Below are 16057 nucleotides of genomic sequence, written 5' to 3' on the forward strand. Positions count from 1 at the left end.
CAGCTAGAAAGAGCAATATACACTGTAAGTATCCGGCTAATGACTAATTCCTCTCTATACTTGAAGCCCATTGTCTAAAATAAATTATTATTTCTTCTAAATTCATTGCTCCGCCTGCACCATGAAATACTCCGTCCCTCACTATGCAGTAGTACCAATCTTGTTCGTTTCTCTCCTCTTCTATCGAAACGAAAGGCACATTCTCTAGATAAGTCTCAGCCAAGTTGATTTCAACATACCAGCCGGGATTATCAACGGTTTCAATTTTCACACCATAAGAATGTTCCCAATCACCATTACAATTTTGATAATACCAGTTCTGAAGCCATTTTATCGTATCCATCGTCTCAACCTCTTCATGGGACATTTTGTATATTTTCTTTTTTCAAATTTTATCCTTCGTTTCTATCTCTCAGCATTTTCTCCATGGCTTCCATGACCGTGATGTTTGGATCCTTATACTCATACGCATACGCTTCAGGATAGTTGGTTTTGTACACGACACGGTTGAACATACGAGGCACCATATCCTGATAATACGATGTGGACTGAACCGGACTCAATAAATCCGCCACGACATCTCCGGGGATAATCCGGGCAACATCGCCTAACACAGTCCTAATCTGCTCTGCTGTAAAATTATCTTTAATAACGTCTTGAACGGCAGAATAGGTGGTTTTGAATCCGGCTGCAAAATGACGCCTTCCATCCGCTTCAGCCGATTTCATCAACGCAATATTCATTGCAGCTGCGTCGCGGACATCAACCCCGTACAGCTGCGAATCTGCCATCGCCCTATCGCCGTGCAGCATCGAATAAATCATATCATGATGCCACGGTACAAAGCTTGGCCCCATGACATGCGTAGGGTGTATCGTCGTCATACTTATGTTTGTTATATTTTCACGGGAACGTATAAACGACCAGGCCGCCTTTTCTTCCATCGTTTTTGAAACCATATGGAGGTCAAATAAATCTTCCCGGTTTTCATTTGTCCAGTCATCCTCGGTAAATGTCGTTTTGGATGGGTCTTCATTAGCGTAAGCAATGGTAGACTCTGCGCTGGTATGGACGATTTTTTTCACGCTACCCGCTTCAACTGCTAATTGCAAGAGCATACGAATGCCTTTTTCTTTCGTCCGGCCCCTCTCTTTAAACGTCGTATCCTTTGGATTATAGGCGCTCCCCTGATTAAAAACACACTTCGCCTCACTCAACACTTCTTGCCAATTGGCTTGCTCCTCAAGGTTCGCTTTGTATAAGTTCAAGTTGGGCAGCAAAGTTTGAAGCTGTTGCGCTTTCTCTTCATTACGGTATGTTCCGGTAATCTGGCTATAGCCCATATCTGTTAACTGTTTGGCAATCCAAGCGCCGATGTAGCCTGTTACTCCTATAATAACAATCTTATCGTTTCGTTCCATCTTTTACATATCCCCATTCCATGCCATTAGAAATAAACAATACAAATACGATACAGCTTAAAGTTGGGTTTAAGTCAAGGTATTGTTTTTCGTGTAAAAGGCTCTGTAAGCAGCAAGCAATTGGGACAATATTATTCTACATAAAAAACCATTCCGAGGAATGGTTTGGTCGAAACTGCATTAATCCTTAGTCCGGAACCTGCTCTCAACAAGCGCATGCGCTTGTGATATCGTCTGTTTAATAATTGCAGCTGCGGGATGCTCGCTTGCTAATCGAAGCCCCTGGCCTGCCCATAGCGACATATACTCCGGGTTATTTGATTGCGCTGCTGCTTGGCGAATATCTCTAGTCATCGCATTCTGAATCGGAAACGCAGGAATTGCTCCAGCATATTGTTCCATCTCTTTAATAAACGTTGTCTGAATGCCGCGAGCCGGTTTGCCTGAGTATGCACGCGTAACTACAGTGGTATCCTCATTTGCTGAAAGAAGGGTCTTTTTATAAATAGGGTGAGCTCCGCTCTTCACGCTCGCTAGAAATGCAGTACCCATCTGTACGGCAACTGCTCCTAATGCAAGACTTGCAACAAGGCCTCTGCCATCCATAATTCCGCCGGAAGCAATTACGGGAACGGATACTTGGTCAACAATCTGAGGAACTAGAGCCATCGTGCCTACTAAAGAATCTGCAGCATTTTTCAGAAACGATCCTCGATGCCCTCCAGCTTCACTGCCTTGCGCCACAATTGCATCTGCCCCTGCAAGCTCTAACTGCTTGGCTTCTTCGACAGTAGTCGCTGTTCCAATCACGGTTGTTCCCTGATCCTTCAGAGCCTGGATCACCTCTTTAGGAGGGATGCCGAATGTGAAGCTAACGACCGGAATGCTCTCATCAAGCAATACTTGAATCTGCTCGTCAAATGATTCTGATGCGCTATCGATCGGCGGATTTTCCTTAATTCCCAGCTCCACACGATATTTATTCAAATGGGATGTCATTTGTTCAATGATATCTGGCGATTCAGCCGCTTCCTCTGGCACGAACAAATTAACGCCAAAGGGCAGTTCCGTAAGCTGTCTGATCTCCTGAATCGTATTCCTTAATTTCTCTGGCTTCAAATAAGCGGCTCCAAGACTGCCTAGTCCCCCTGCATTTGAAACCTCAGCTACAAGTTCAGCTGTTGTTGGGCCGCCCGCCATAGGAGCTTGAATAATCGGAAATTGAATGTTTAACCGGCGTGTGAAATCATTCTCGAACATGTCTAGAGAGTCTCCTTTACGATTAGACTTTTGCCACTCGAAGTAATACTGCCCAGTATCATGACAACTACAGCTGTAACAAGCACCAGGGCAGCAAGAGCCAAGGAAACACTGTAGCTTTTTGTTGCATCCAGGACAAAACCTGCACCTATTGGACCAATAATTTGTCCGGTTCCAAAGAAACCGGTCATTAACGCGATGGCTTGATTGCCGCTCGCTGGTTTCAGTGCACGGGCCGCTGTAATGGCAAGCATAGAAATGCCCATAAAGGTTCCGCCAAACAGAACTGAACCCAGAGCTATACCGATAATATTAGGCAGGAATACAGGCAATATAACCCCTATAGCTTGTAAAATAAGCGCGGCTGTTAATGGCTTCACATAGCCGAGTTTCCCCATGCACCAGGACCAGAATATGGACGATGGCACCGCCGCAATTCCAACGATAATCCAGCTATAATCAGAAAAAAACGCCATATGCGGAACTTGCTTCACATAAGCAACTAAAAACGTCGCACTAACAATATAACCCAGCCCTTCAAGGCCGTATACAATAAGCAGGAAAACGAATAAATTGGATTCTTTTTTAGCAGGATTATGACTTGCATTTTGGGACATAGGGTGCTGTTGCGGTTCCCGGATATATCTCCATATAACGGAGGCAAAAAGGATACTAACAGCCATGAGGCCGATCCATGCTCCTCTCCAGGATTGGAGACTGAGCATTGGTATGAGCAACCCGGATAATGCAATGCCGAATCCGACCCCGCCGTAAAAAATACCGATCCGTTCTTCACGCTTGTCTTTGAGAAGCGCATCTAGAACAAAACCCGATGCGAGGACAAATATCGAACCGCTGCTTACTCCCGAGATGAACCGCAGCAGCATCCACCAAGAGAATGAAGCCGTGACTGCCATCAATCCCGTTGTTAAAATACATAAAACCAAATGAATACGCAAATGAGCAGATCTTCGCGCTCCCAATGTCAGGAAGCCCGCTCCAAAGGCTGCCACTAAGTAGCCTAAGTTATTGATAGCCGCCAGATAGCCAGCTTCTGTTATGGACAAATGAATTTGTGACTGCATGACCGGAAGTATCGAGGTATATGAAAAACGGCCGATACCCATTGCAATCGTCAGCATGACAAATCCGCCAATTAAGATTTTTGTGGAAGCAGCTTTTCCCTGTCCTTGTAAATCTGCTGAACGTGACAATTTAGCGTCTCCCCTTTCAGTATCAATTGTAACGTCAGCCTGATATTGTGTAAAATGAAACTAAAAGATATTTAACATTGAAAAAATCAATACCTGGAACGGAGAATGTAGTTATGGAGATCCGCGACATGCAAATCTTTTTGGCTGTGGCAAACGAAGGCAGTATTACACGGGCAGCTGAAAAATTGGAATACGTTCAGTCGAGCATAAGCATACGAATCCAGCAGCTTGAAAATGAGCTGCATACTGTGTTATTCATCAGGCAGCGCCAAGGCGTCCAGCTTACGACATCGGGACAAATCTTTAAATCTTATGCAGAGAAGATTTTAGCTCTCACGCAAGAGGCTGTGCAAGTTGTATCGGACCGATCAACGCCGCAAGGACCGCTTCGAATCGGATGTCTGGAAACGACAGCCGCAATTCGTCTGCCAAATATTCTCGCCGATTATCATCCTTCTTATCCAGAGGTTGACTTAACATTGAAAACCGGCACAACAGATGAATTAACGAAGTTAGTCCTGAAGTTTGAATTGGACGGCGCATTCGTTGCCGGACCCGTTGAGCATGAAGAATTAGAAACGACGGTGATCGGTTATGAAGAGCTTGTCATCGTGTCAGGCGGTCAACATCTATCAGTAGAACAAATGGAAGAGCTGCAGCATCAAACACTGCTCGTTTTTAGAATCGGCTGCTCATACCGTCAAAAATATGAGGATTGGCTGAATGCGAAAGGGCTCCGGCCTGCCAAAATAATGGAGTTCGGAACGGTTGATGGAATCCTTGGATGTGTTCATGCCGGGCTTGGCATCTCGCTGTTGCCTCGTTCAGTCGTAGAGAGAGCGAATGCGCACTATAAGCTTCATATTCATCAACTAACAGAGTCAGCATTCAACACGGAGACTTTATTCATTCGGCGCAAAGACTCATACGTTACTCCGGCAGTATCTGAGCTTATAAGGATAGCAACTGAAAAATTCAACGGCTAATGACTTCCGCAGCATTTGCCTAGTTATCGTATTACCGCTCCGGGAATCGTATGTAAAGCTGTCCATTAATACTTCATTGGAGGTGTAGCATGATGTACATAGAGACATCGAGATTACTATTACGCGAATGGGAAGAAACGGACTTAGAGTCATTTTACCAACTAAATGCTGACGAAACGGTCATGACGTTTTTTCCTAAAACATTATCCATGGAGGAAACAAATCTGTTCTATCAATCCATTGTATCCGAGTTTAAGCAATGCGGATTTGGATTATATGCTGTAGAAGTCAAAGAAAACAAAGAGTTTATTGGATTTATTGGATTTCACAGGGCAGCCTTCGAGGCTGATTTTACACCATGTATAGAAATCGGATGGCGGCTGAAAAAAGAAGCTTGGGGAAAAGGCTATGCAACAGAGGGAGCGAAAGCTTGCCTGCAGTATGGATTTGACACACTAGGTTTTAAAGACGTTTATAGCTTTACCGCTGATCTTAATCATCCTTCGAAAAGCGTAATGACGAAAATCGGCATGAGCTTTATTAAAACGTTCCATCACCCGAAAGTTGAGAAAAGCAGCCCCTTGAGCAAACATGTTTTATTTCATATCAGCAAATAAGGCTTTCTATTTTTCAAACCAATGATGAGCAGCACGAATCAATTCAGCAACCCGTGATTTTTCATCTTGACTTCAACATGAGGTTTGATGATTATCTTTGAATATTCTTTGTTCCAGTCCAGCGTCTTCCAGGTATGCTGATGCAAGGCCTTCATTTGAAGTCCAATGCCCAGCCCGTCGCAATTAGCTTGCTGCAGCTGGCGTATCGTCTCTTCTGCACGCGTACTCAGCACCTTTTCCAGACTGCGGGAAATGTCAGCGATCATCGTCTTGTCTAATGTGGTACCAGTAGGATTATCCACTAAAAAGCAGTTTAGTGTAATGTAAATATCTGCCGTAATCTGATCCTTTATTGTAATCTTCACTTTATGCTTTGCACGTTTATACATAAACGTCAAATAACTTTGCTTAGGGCCAATTTGTTCCGTCATCGTCCCATAAGACATATGTCTGGTCAGCATCACAAAAGTACGCGAATGATTCGTATCAAGTCTTCCGGTCATTTGTTTTCCATGAAATAAGGCCAAGCCGGATATTTTTGCCCGCTCCTTCTGATGCAAGGCGTTTATCATAGGCAGTACATTATCAAAGCCAGGGGTAATCATGATTGATGAAATCAAGAACGGCGATTCTCCTGGTATGATACCTTCCTCCTCGTTGCTCTCCAGCAAATCATATAAATATTCGCTAATTAGCGAACGGTCTTCTACTGTTAGTTCAACGACGTCTTGAGCCTGACCATCTGTAATGGCGACAAATATACTGATAGGAAACTGGGCTTCACGATAAAAATAGTCCAGTGTCTCATACAGACTTTTATCGGCAAAAGCTTTATTGACAAGCAGAACCCTTGTCTCTCTCAAATCCATATGCTGAGAGATCATTTTCTCAAGCTCTAAGCTTGCTTCCTGTACCGAATGTCCTACACCGCTCACCTTAGGCGTAACAACCTTGCCCTGGCTTTCTATGGATGTCTTGATCGTTGGAATCGCAACCGACAATCGCACCTTATTCTCACCCAATAAATCAACGCCAACGGTTTGCACCATTCTGATGTTCTTAAGCTGTCTTTGATCCCAGCAGCCGCTTAACAGTAGAACAAGTGACAGCAGCACGATAACCCGCCGTTTATATCTCATGATGATGAATTACTTCCCCCCAAGTTTATTCTTCAGCCCGGTCAGCCATAGAAGCAGCATCATACATGCAATCAGTCCAAAAGAAATAAGTGCTGCATAGCGGTTGGTCACGCTTTGCAATTGATCCAATTGCTCAGCCGTTAGCTGGTAAAGGCAAATGGCAAATAGAACGATTCCACAAACATACGTAATGGGTTTAGCCGCCTCCTGCTGTGTTCTAAACATCGCCGACATCGAGGACACAATAAGCATGAAATACGAATAAAAAGAAGTAAGAATAAACAAAATCCAGAGGGAAAGGACAATCAGGTCAAATCGCTCAATTATATTTAAGGAGATGGCCTTCATCTGATACAGCAGCGGTTCCCGAATAAATACAATCATTTCCTTCCCGAATAACGCCATCGAGGAGAATACACAAAAGGCATAGAAAAATGTCGTCGTCCAACTGGCATACATCGCCATTCTCAGAACCTTCACTCTATCTGCATGGGCATAATGACCCGGCAGCAACAGCATAATTTCAGCACCCGTTAATCCCCATAACGCAACGAATGCCCCGTCCAAGATGGAGAGTGGTCCCGCTTCGAAAACAGGCAGCAAATGATAAGGGTTCCAATCCTTTAGCATATACCCGGACAGCACAATAAAGGATGGCATAAACAATGTGCAAAACACCGCAAAACGGGCGTATACCCGAAAAGGCTGAAGAGCCAAATAGATACAGACTCCAAAAAGCGTAAGCATTAAAAACCATTCAGGCGTCCGCGGGTAAGCCCAAAGTTCCGTGGTATACAACCAGCCGGTTAAAATAATGTACAAAATTAAAGTATAGAGCAATACGCTTAGCGTCAGGATTATCCGGCCGCCAAATCCCCCCAAACGCTGCATCAAAAATTGGAATACATTTCGTTCGCCAGCTGACATCATCAGTCTCCATAACATATAAATGTACAGACTATTAATCGCACCCCCTATTAAGCAGGACAACCAGCCGCCTGAACCTGACTTTTTACTTACCGCATTCGCAATCGAAATGATTGCTGATCCAAATTGCGCTTGCATGATGATGCAATAGAGCTGGAATAATCCCAGTTTCGATTTCATTCTGCTTTGCTCCTAATCGGCGAATAGTACGGTACACCAAACGGTTCCAGAGAAAAGAAATGCACGAGACAAGCAGCAGTAAGGAGCGTAATGCCATAAAAGCCTACGATCCATGCAGCAAAAACAAATAGTAATTGCAAAATCAAAATCAATATCCGCATCTGATAGGTTGGAATAATAAAAGATCCAACAACGGATAAAGCAACGATGACAATATAAATATTGGACACAAAGCCGATTTTAACGAGAGCTTCACTAATGATTATTCCGCCCGCTACGCCTACCATTTGCGCAATCTGAGAAGGCAGGCGAATCGTCGTTTCGGCAATCAGCTGAAAAATAATAATCATAAGAACCGCTTCTACAATGGGCGAATAGGGTACATTTTCCAAGGAGCCTTTAATACTGATCGCCATTTGTGATGGGAGTACTTCATGGTGAAAGCTGACTATCGCGATGTACAGGCTGCATATGTACAAGCTGAGCATTAGCCCTATCGCTCTCAATGTTTGTAAGATAAGCGCTCCTTTATCCTCCATAAGCATAGAATCGATCGTACGGAGAAAGGTATAAAAAGACACTGGAACGATTAGGCAAGTAGAGCTCTGCTCACACAATACGGCTATACGTCCCTGCATAATCAAATTTGTTGCCGTATCAATCCGCTCTGTACCGAACACTTGGGGGAATACAGACCGCTTCTCCGCTTTCAACAGCTCCTTTTGCAGACGGCCGGGATGCACTTCCCTTCCCGTACCAAGTCTTCTCAAACGTTGTGTGACTTCGTTCACGATCCGCGCGTCTGCTACTCCCTCCTGCCATAGTACTGCAACTTCGTGATTCGAATAATGGCCCACCCTCAAATACCGAACTTTCAATTGAGGAGAGGATGCCCGGTTCCGAATGAGATTAATATTGACATTCAGATGCTCAATAAAGCCTGACCGCTCACCAATAATGGAGCTTTCATTCACGGGCTCTTGAATAGAACGGACATTGGCCTGCTGTGCGTTGAAGACATACCAGCTTTCCTCATACCCTGCCAATGCTTTCCCTTGCAATATCGCTTTAACGGCTTCCTCCGGGCTGGTGCAAGAATGTACATCCAACGAAGTAATTAGCCCATCAACTTTAAGGTTATGGTAATCATCCGAGTTCGTACGAAACCATTGCTTAAACAAATTGATCTCCAGCTTCTCCGTATCACAAAGTGTCTCTACATAAACTAATACAGCCGGCTTTCCATATAGATCAAATTCACGGACGATCAAGTCTTCTGTATAATACAGCCTTGCTTGAATTTGCTCGAGAAACTTTGGCTTCATGGACTCCACTCCTATCCATGATAGATTGCCTAATTCATCCATAAATTATGTAATTAGATTTATAATTCTTCATATAAAAAAGAGCTGTTGATCATGATCAACAGCCTTCATTCATTAAATGGTTATCCTATTTTTATAATGACAATTGAAGCATTAATAATGGGATTGCCTTCAATCGTTGTATTCAATACTACACCGCCGCCGGTATCGTCAAAACGGTTGAGCGTTAAGGCTGTACCAGCCGTCAAGGCAGCAATAGTCTGACCGGTATAAGGTCTTGTTTCATTATTGGTACCGTAATTGCTCCCTGTTACTAGTACAGAATCAGCAAACAATGCAAAAATACTGACTCCCGGTTCCTCCGGAGGAAGCGGATAAATCTCCCACGATATACTATAGATCCCGGTCTCCAGTATGTTAATCGTGGAAGGGCCAGTGAAGGACAATGCCGTGCCACTAACAAGGTTATTGTTAAACGCGACAGCCCCGCCTTCGCCTCCTCCATCGGGACCGGATGACAGGTTTTGTTCGAGAGTGCTGCTAACAAATAAGGAAGAAGGCGTGAATGGCGGACCCTCTGGACCTGTAGCTCCCGTAAGCCCCGTTAGCCCTTGAGGTCCAGCCGGTCCCATTGGTCCAGCGATCCCTGCTGGGCCGGCAGGGCCTATGCAACAGGTCCAGCCGGTCCCGTTGGTCCTGTCTCACCTGTCTGGCCTGTCTGGCCCGTCTGACCTGTAGCCCCTGTCAGACCAGTCAATCCGGTAAGACCGATTTGGCCTAGTTCCCCTTTCAGTCCTTGTTGCCCCAGATTCCCTTGTGCACCGGCCGCACCTTGCGGCCCTTGAGGCCCTTGCGGTCCGCGAGCTGCTTTAATAATTTTCTTCACAATTATTTTACGGCAGCATTTTCTTCTGCGTTTTTTCCCTAACCGCTTACGATGCTTTTTGAGACATCCCAATACCAGCACCTCCATATGTGATACCTTACCATATGAAGGCAGCGGGCAAGATTGTGGACTAGTACCCACTATGAACGAATATCTAATAAAAATGGTCTGCTGTCATCTACTTTTTGTACTTGCTGTCATATACGTCCTGATAAATAGACAAGTATTTGTCCAGCTGCATTTTCTTTAAATTGTTCAGATAACTGTCCCACTCTTTATCCAAATCTGCATCTCCAATGACGAATCGTGCGACCATCTCATTTACATAATCATTAATTGTTTTAGAAAAATCGGCAATTTCAATCGCTTGATCGTTGGTAAAAAACATTGGAGGCAGTACGTTTTCCAGCTTCTGCATATACGGTTCATACTTGGTTTTCGCTTCCTCATACATAATAATCTCAAGCGGCTTCTCTTTGTTTGCGACTTCGCCGAGTCTCAGGTCATTCGTTCTGAGCGACGGACCCGTTTGGCCCCAGTTGAAGTTCTGAACCTGTCCCCAATCTGCAATTTGCTTCCAGATCGCCTGCTTGCCATTAATGCCAATTTCGCCTTCTTCAGCTTTAACCCATTCCGTACCTGGACGCCCAATAATCGATCGAAGCGTAACCTCTTGATTATACAAGTAATCGGCTAAGCGGAATGCCGCCTCAGGGTTTTTGCTTGATTTGGTGATCAAATAAGCACCGACACCAACCAAGTGATACGCCTCGTAGGGCGCGATCTGAACACCATTTGGTCCCTTAAGCGGCGGGATTGTTTTATATTCCATCCAGCGGTTGCTTGCCCCGTAAAATTCACTAAACACGCCCATATGCATACCCGCAGTAGCGCCTAGAATAGCGGTATCGGGATGTTCGCCTAGCTGCTTCAGCTGGTTCTCGTCCTGAGTCAATGACTGTGGATCAAGCAGCTTCTCCTTATACAGCTTATTCAGAAAGCGCAGCCCTTCCCGCCATTCCGGTTTGTCGAACGGTACGACCACTTTGTTATTATCCAAATAGATCCGATCGCCGCCCGGGTTATAGATAAAGGCGTTCATAAGGAAGGAATCAATGCTGGAATAGAAGCCTGTTGGTGAGCCCGACATCGCAATTTCATCCGCAATTCCGTTGCCATTCGGATCATTTTCCTTAAACGCCTTGAGCACATTGTAGAACTCATCAGTTGTTGTAGGCATGGAAAGGTTAAGCTTCTCCAGCCACGGCTCGTAGATCCACATTCTGCGCGGAAGCGTACAGTGATAGCACTCGTTCGTATGAGGAAGCGCATAAATATTTCCGTCAGGCGCGGTAATTGTATCCTTGACTACCGGCATCGCCTCGAACATCTTCGTAGTCTCAAAGCCATATTTATCGATAAGATCATTCAGCGGCAGGAAGATTCCCTGACTGCCGAAGATCATTTGCTGAGTGTTGGACACCCCGAAGCCCATAATGACATCGGGCAAATCTTCACCGCTAGACAAGACGAGATTCAGCTTCTCCGCGGAGGATGTGCTCGGCACGATATCCCATTCAATGTGAATATTCGTCTGCTCCTCCAAATACTTCGTAAATTCGTTGGTGGCAAAATCTTCAACGATACCATTAGCCGGCACCATCACACGAATCGTTGTTTTTTCTTTGGTAATCGGCAGCTGCCCCGCTGGTGTGACATTATCCGCGCCAGCAGCCGTTGCCGGGCTTGTATTGGTATTATTTTCGCCGATATTATTGCTGCTCGAACCGGAACACGCACTTAGAATCGTAGTGGCAAGCAGGAACACCACACATAATGCCATGATCTTCTGTTTCAATGAATACCCCTCCCAGGTTTTTCGGATTAACCTTTCAGTGAGCCAATCATGACGCCTTTTACAAAGTGTTTCTGTACAAATGGATATACAAGCATCAGCGGTACCGTTGAGACGACGATCAGCGAATATTTCAATAGGACACGAAGCGCCTCCCGCCTCGCAGCATCCTGAATATCGCTAAGCATGATTGCGCTTACATCATTTTGAATAAGAATGTCACGCAAAATAATCTGCAAAGGGTACATATGCTGCTTATCCAAGAAAATCAAGGCACTAAAAAATTGATTCCAGTGTCCGACAGCGTAAAACAAAGTAATAACCGCAATTATTGGACCCGAAAGCGGAATCACAATTTTCCATACAAATTTAAAATCATTGCACCCGTCTATCTGCGCAGCCTCCAGCATTTCAGGTGGAATAGAAGTTTGGAAATAAGTGCGCGTAATGATAACATTCCAGACGCTCAACGCTCCTGGCAGCACCATAGCCCATACCGTGTTCAGCATATTTAAATCTTTAACGATCAGATAACCAGGGATAAGGCCCCCGGAAAACATCGTCGTGAACACAAATAGGAGCATAATGACGTTCTTGCCATAAAAATCTTTGCGGGCAAGCGGATAAGCGGCAAGCAGTGTCATCACGACATTAATGATCGTCCCAAGCACCGTATAATAAATGGAGTTAAGGAAGCCGGAACCGATCAGCTTGTGCTTGAAGACTGCCTCGTACCCCATTAGATTGGGTTTGACCGGCCACAGCCATACCTTCCCGGCAACAACGGCAGACGGATCGCTAATGGAAGCGCTCACAATAAAAATTAAAGGATAAAGCACCATCAGGAAAAACAACGACAGCAGCGAGTAATTAATGATGGTAAACATGCGATCGCCGAATGACGGTTTTATGCTGGCATAATCCATTCGAGAGAACCCCCTTACCACAGGCTTGTCTGGTTTGCTTTGCGAGCGATCTGGTTTACTGTAAGGATGAGAATGAAGCCAATGACGGATTTGAATAGACCTATCGCCGCTGAGTAGGAATAATTCATCGCCTGCGAGACCAGACCGACCTTATAGACATAGGTATCGATGACCTCCGAAGTACGAGTGTTAAGCGGATTTTGCATCAGCAGCACTTTCTCATATCCGACATCCAGCATGCTTCCCATATTCAGAATGAGCAAAATCATCGCAACCGGCAATATGCCCGGCAAATCGATATGCCATACGCGCTGACGCTGGCTCGCTCCATCCACTACTGCAGCCTCATGCAAAGAAGGATCAATGCTTGAGAGTGCGGCCAGAAAGATAATGCAGTTAAAGCCTGCGCTTTGCCATACTCCAGACCATACATAAATAGACTTGAACAAATCAGGATTACCCATAAAATTGATGGCATCCAAACCGAACGCCTGCAAAATGTTGTTGACGAGTCCGTTTCGCGGGTTGAGCAGCTCAAACATCATGCCGACCATAACGACCGTAGAGATGAAATGAGGGGCATAGGTTACCATTTGAACTGTTTTTTTGAACCAGTGGATTCGTACATAGTTCAAGCTAAGAGCAAGCATAAGAGGGAAAGGAAAACCGGCAAGCAGATTATAGAAGTTGAGCACGAGCGTATTTCGCATCACTTTCCCAAATTCATAGGAATGAATAAACCGGTCGAAATGCTTTAGACCAACCCAATCACTCCCCCAGATCCCCTTAGTCACGATAAAATCTTTAAAGGCAATCTGCGCTCCGTACATGGGAATGTACTTGAATACAACAATATAAAGGAGCGGAAGAGCAATGAGAACGTACAACTGCCAGACACGCAGCATTTTGCGGAATGGTGAAGCAGAAGGAACAGAAGGACGTTTCGTCAGCGTCCTTAATTGTAGCGCTTTCATTTTTTCACCCCCTCTCGTTTGCTTTCACTATACCGGGAGGGGGCGAAATATAATATCAACACTCCATATGGCTGTATACTTTTGTTATCATTTGGCTATATTCATTTGCTTAACGGTTATACAATGATTAAGAAATTGCAGTCATTCGGGTGTAAAAGTCCGGTATGCCGTCGGGCTAATTCCGTTTATCCGCTTGAAAGCCCGGCAAAACGAGTTCGTGGAATTATAGCCCGTCTGAACGGCGATCTCATTGACAGACAAGGTGGTGTCCGATAGAAGCTTCCTTGATTGCTCCATTCGCAAGCTCTCCAAATAATCGGAGAAATTGCTGCCGGTTTTCTCCTTAAATAATTGGGACAGATATACTTTAGAAATTCCTGCTTGGTCCGCGACCCTATCCAAATTCAAATCAGCATTCCTATACATCGTGTGGAGATAGTGAAGGATGCTCTCCAGCAACTTGACATTCGAGTTCATTTTTCTCTCAAGCATCCCTTCGCAAATGTCTCCATATAACCGCTGAGAGAACCGAAAGACCGCTGCCAGATCATCGGAGCTGCCGGCTTTGCTGAGCAAGGACGAAATATCCGTCTCGTTATCCAGAGACAGCTGTTCTTTCAGCTTCAGTAGACTGCTTGCCATATCGTATATAAGCAGCCTCTGAATAGATGGAGACAAATGACGCTGTACGAAGTTCCGTTCATAGATATCGTTTAATAGCAGATTTACCTCGTCCGCATCACCATTTTTCGCATGGTTCATCAGCCGTGTTTCGAGTTCGCCCGGATAATAATGGACATCTGATTGCTGAGGAAGCTCATTGAACCAAACTAAACCTTGCTGCTGCAATCGCAGCGAAAAATGTAGGGCATGCTTGGCCTCCCCGTAGGATCGGGATACGTCGAGCAGTGACTCATACACTCCGCCTGCAGCGATATTAAGCGGAATCTGGAACTGTTGAAGCATAACATCCGTTATTTCTTTTGCAAGATCATCAATTTTTCGTTTGCAAGCATCAGAAGCTATATCGCTTTCCAGGAATAACAATGCAATCTTATCCTCCGCTACATCATGATAATGAATCGGAAATTGCTTATTCGCCCGAAGCGTCTCCTTGATGATGACCCGCTGACGGTCTAATTCCTTCAATTGATCCCCTTCATAGCGATCATTAGGAGAGAATTGCACGATCACTACGGCAGAGGAAGTAATGTGCGCCGATAAATGCTGACGCTTCAGCATCGCCTCCATCTCATGACCTGACACAAGCTCGCCTTTCAATAGCCGTTCGAAGAAGGTTGCCCGGAGTAAAGGAGCCTGCTTCTCTATTTCTTCCTGAAGCGCCTTATTATTGTTCAGAACATGCGATACCTTTCGGCTATTACGCGAGGTAAAGAAGTAGGCCACAACGACTCCGATCACCAAAAAAGCCAACGTAAAGCCAAAAGTGATCCGTTTGACGTAATTTACTTTCTCAAGCACGACATGCGGCGATTGAGCAAGCACGTAATACCATCCGTTTGTCGAGGAATGAACATACGTAATCATTTTCTGCCCCGTATGCTGCGATTCTGTAATGAAGCCTTTGTTCTGGCTAAGCATTGCTAGGTCCAGCTTGTTGTATTCACCCGTAGAAGAAATAATATTTCCTTTGTCGTCCGCGATATAAGCCCAGCCGCCGTCCTTGATGTCCAGTCCGCTTAGAAGCTTCAAGATCTCATTGTTGTCAATCAGAACGACAATGCTTCCTTGTGATAGACTGGGGATGAGACCTAATGGATAGCTGTAGGTGATAACAGATTTGGGCTTGTGAAGGTAGAGCGCATCTGCAGCAGGAAGAAAGCGCTTACTATTTTCCCCTTCAAAAAACAACTGATGCCATTGCTCGTAGCTCATATCGTCATACTTCAGCACTTGCTCATAAAATTGATCCGCTTTGTATAATTGGGAAGGCGAAATGACGATATCGCTATTCCGGTAATAAATCATGTAGTTCACAATATATTTGTTGAAAATGCTGAAATTATAAAGATCCTTTTGTGTAGCCAGCAGTTTATACGTATTCGTTCCTTCGAATGGCTCTTTCACTTGCTGAAAACGAAGAAGCTTGGGATCGTTGGCCGCTTTCTTTACAATGGTGTCGATTTCAGTAAATCTTCCATCCAGCGTTGTTTTGACCTGTTCAAGCATATGCAGGTTGTTTCTTCTTGCTTCATTGTCCAGCAGCTCCAGCGTATTATTGTAAATCAGCCAGCCAAGCGTCAAAGCAAGAAACAAGAATAGCATATACGGCACCAGAAGACGCATAAACCAAACATGCTTGCCGATGACTTGATTCATATTTAAA

15 protein-coding genes are annotated in these 16057 nt (G+C 44.8%); 2 read left to right on the plus strand and 13 right to left on the minus strand.

Annotated features, from left to right (window positions below; all coding sequences use genetic code 11):
• Positions 1-43 precede the first annotated feature (43 nt).
• The 4 genes from ACFVVF_RS05870 to ACFVVF_RS05885 form a co-directional block, all read right to left on the minus strand.
• Complete coding sequence (locus ACFVVF_RS05870) at positions 44-343, minus strand: immunity 53 family protein (RefSeq protein WP_387806291.1); 300 nt, start codon at positions 341-343, stop codon at positions 44-46.
• A 49-nt stretch (positions 344-392) separates the two neighbouring features.
• Positions 393-1421, minus strand: a complete 1029-nt coding sequence (locus ACFVVF_RS05875) for an NAD-dependent epimerase/dehydratase family protein (protein ID WP_387806293.1) — start codon at positions 1419-1421, stop codon at positions 393-395.
• 180 nt (positions 1422-1601) lie between these two features.
• Positions 1602-2681, minus strand: coding sequence for an NAD(P)H-dependent flavin oxidoreductase (locus tag ACFVVF_RS05880; RefSeq protein ID WP_387806295.1), 1080 nt, complete (start codon positions 2679-2681; stop codon positions 1602-1604).
• Positions 2682-2683: 2 nt separating this feature from the next.
• Positions 2684-3895, minus strand: a complete 1212-nt coding sequence (locus ACFVVF_RS05885) for a YbfB/YjiJ family MFS transporter (RefSeq protein WP_387806297.1) — start codon at positions 3893-3895, stop codon at positions 2684-2686.
• Between the two features lie 77 nt (positions 3896-3972).
• Here ACFVVF_RS05885 and ACFVVF_RS05890 point away from each other — a divergent pair, with 77 nt between their 5' ends.
• The gene (locus tag ACFVVF_RS05890) at positions 3973-4881 is read left to right on the plus strand and encodes a LysR family transcriptional regulator (RefSeq protein ID WP_387806299.1); all 909 of its coding nucleotides are present in this window, start codon (positions 3973-3975) and stop codon (positions 4879-4881) included.
• Positions 4882-4970: 89 nt separating this feature from the next.
• Positions 4971-5498 carry a GNAT family N-acetyltransferase gene (locus ACFVVF_RS05895; RefSeq protein ID WP_387806301.1) on the plus strand — a complete coding sequence of 176 codons (528 nt, stop codon included), beginning with the start codon at positions 4971-4973 and terminating at the stop codon, positions 5496-5498.
• Between the two features lie 38 nt (positions 5499-5536).
• Here ACFVVF_RS05895 and ACFVVF_RS05900 read toward each other — a convergent pair whose 3' ends face one another.
• The 9 genes from ACFVVF_RS05900 to ACFVVF_RS05940 form a co-directional block, all read right to left on the minus strand.
• Positions 5537-6637 carry a Ger(x)C family spore germination protein gene (locus tag ACFVVF_RS05900; protein ID WP_387806303.1) on the minus strand — a complete coding sequence of 367 codons (1101 nt, stop codon included), beginning with the start codon at positions 6635-6637 and terminating at the stop codon, positions 5537-5539.
• 9 nt (positions 6638-6646) lie between these two features.
• Entirely contained in the window at positions 6647-7744 is a 1098-nt protein-coding gene (locus tag ACFVVF_RS05905; RefSeq protein WP_387806305.1) for a GerAB/ArcD/ProY family transporter, read from the minus strand.
• Positions 7741-9069: a spore germination protein gene (locus ACFVVF_RS05910; RefSeq protein ID WP_387806307.1), complete on the minus strand. Its 1329-nt coding sequence runs from the start codon at positions 9067-9069 to the stop codon at positions 7741-7743. The genes ACFVVF_RS05905 and ACFVVF_RS05910 overlap by 4 nt, the downstream gene beginning before the upstream one ends.
• A 122-nt stretch (positions 9070-9191) precedes the next feature.
• Complete coding sequence (locus tag ACFVVF_RS05915) at positions 9192-9701, minus strand: collagen-like protein (protein WP_387806309.1); 510 nt, start codon at positions 9699-9701, stop codon at positions 9192-9194.
• 32 nt (positions 9702-9733) lie between these two features.
• A complete protein-coding gene (locus tag ACFVVF_RS05920; RefSeq protein ID WP_387806310.1) occupies positions 9734-9955 on the minus strand; it encodes a hypothetical protein in 222 nt (73 codons plus the stop codon).
• A gap of 178 nt (positions 9956-10133) precedes the next feature.
• Positions 10134-11813, minus strand: coding sequence for an ABC transporter substrate-binding protein (locus tag ACFVVF_RS05925; protein WP_387806311.1), 1680 nt, complete (start codon positions 11811-11813; stop codon positions 10134-10136).
• A 26-nt stretch (positions 11814-11839) separates the two neighbouring features.
• Entirely contained in the window at positions 11840-12736 is an 897-nt protein-coding gene (locus ACFVVF_RS05930) for a carbohydrate ABC transporter permease (RefSeq protein WP_387806313.1), read from the minus strand.
• 14 nt (positions 12737-12750) lie between these two features.
• Positions 12751-13710, minus strand: coding sequence for an ABC transporter permease (locus ACFVVF_RS05935; RefSeq protein ID WP_387806315.1), 960 nt, complete (start codon positions 13708-13710; stop codon positions 12751-12753).
• Between the two features lie 141 nt (positions 13711-13851).
• Positions 13852-16050, minus strand: coding sequence for a helix-turn-helix domain-containing protein (locus ACFVVF_RS05940; RefSeq protein WP_387806316.1), 2199 nt, complete (start codon positions 16048-16050; stop codon positions 13852-13854).
• Positions 16051-16057: the final 7 nt, after the last annotated feature.

The organism is Paenibacillus sp. NPDC058174, from assembly GCF_042883865.1.
Lineage (GTDB): Bacteria > Bacillota > Bacilli > Paenibacillales > Paenibacillaceae > Pristimantibacillus.

Excerpts from the sequence above, each read along its gene's own strand:
- ACFVVF_RS05870 (WP_387806291.1), bottom strand. The coding sequence starts at position 343 with ATGGATACGATAAAATGGCTTCAGAACTGGTATTATCAAAATTGTAAT.
- ACFVVF_RS05875 (WP_387806293.1), bottom strand. The coding sequence starts at position 1,421 with ATGGAACGAAACGATAAGATTGTTATTATAGGAGTAACAGGCTACATC.
- ACFVVF_RS05880 (WP_387806295.1), bottom strand. The coding sequence starts at position 2,681 with ATGTTCGAGAATGATTTCACACGCCGGTTAAACATTCAATTTCCGATT.
- ACFVVF_RS05895 (WP_387806301.1), top strand. The coding sequence starts at position 4,971 with ATGATGTACATAGAGACATCGAGATTACTATTACGCGAATGGGAAGAA.
- ACFVVF_RS05900 (WP_387806303.1), bottom strand. The coding sequence starts at position 6,637 with ATGAGATATAAACGGCGGGTTATCGTGCTGCTGTCACTTGTTCTACTG.
- ACFVVF_RS05905 (WP_387806305.1), bottom strand. The coding sequence starts at position 7,744 with ATGAAATCGAAACTGGGATTATTCCAGCTCTATTGCATCATCATGCAA.
- ACFVVF_RS05910 (WP_387806307.1), bottom strand. The coding sequence starts at position 9,069 with ATGAAGCCAAAGTTTCTCGAGCAAATTCAAGCAAGGCTGTATTATACA.
- ACFVVF_RS05915 (WP_387806309.1), bottom strand. The coding sequence starts at position 9,701 with ATGGGACCGGCTGGACCTCAAGGGCTAACGGGGCTTACGGGAGCTACA.
- ACFVVF_RS05930 (WP_387806313.1), bottom strand. The coding sequence starts at position 12,736 with ATGGATTATGCCAGCATAAAACCGTCATTCGGCGATCGCATGTTTACC.
- ACFVVF_RS05935 (WP_387806315.1), bottom strand. The coding sequence starts at position 13,710 with ATGAAAGCGCTACAATTAAGGACGCTGACGAAACGTCCTTCTGTTCCT.
- ACFVVF_RS05940 (WP_387806316.1), bottom strand. The coding sequence starts at position 16,050 with ATGAATCAAGTCATCGGCAAGCATGTTTGGTTTATGCGTCTTCTGGTG.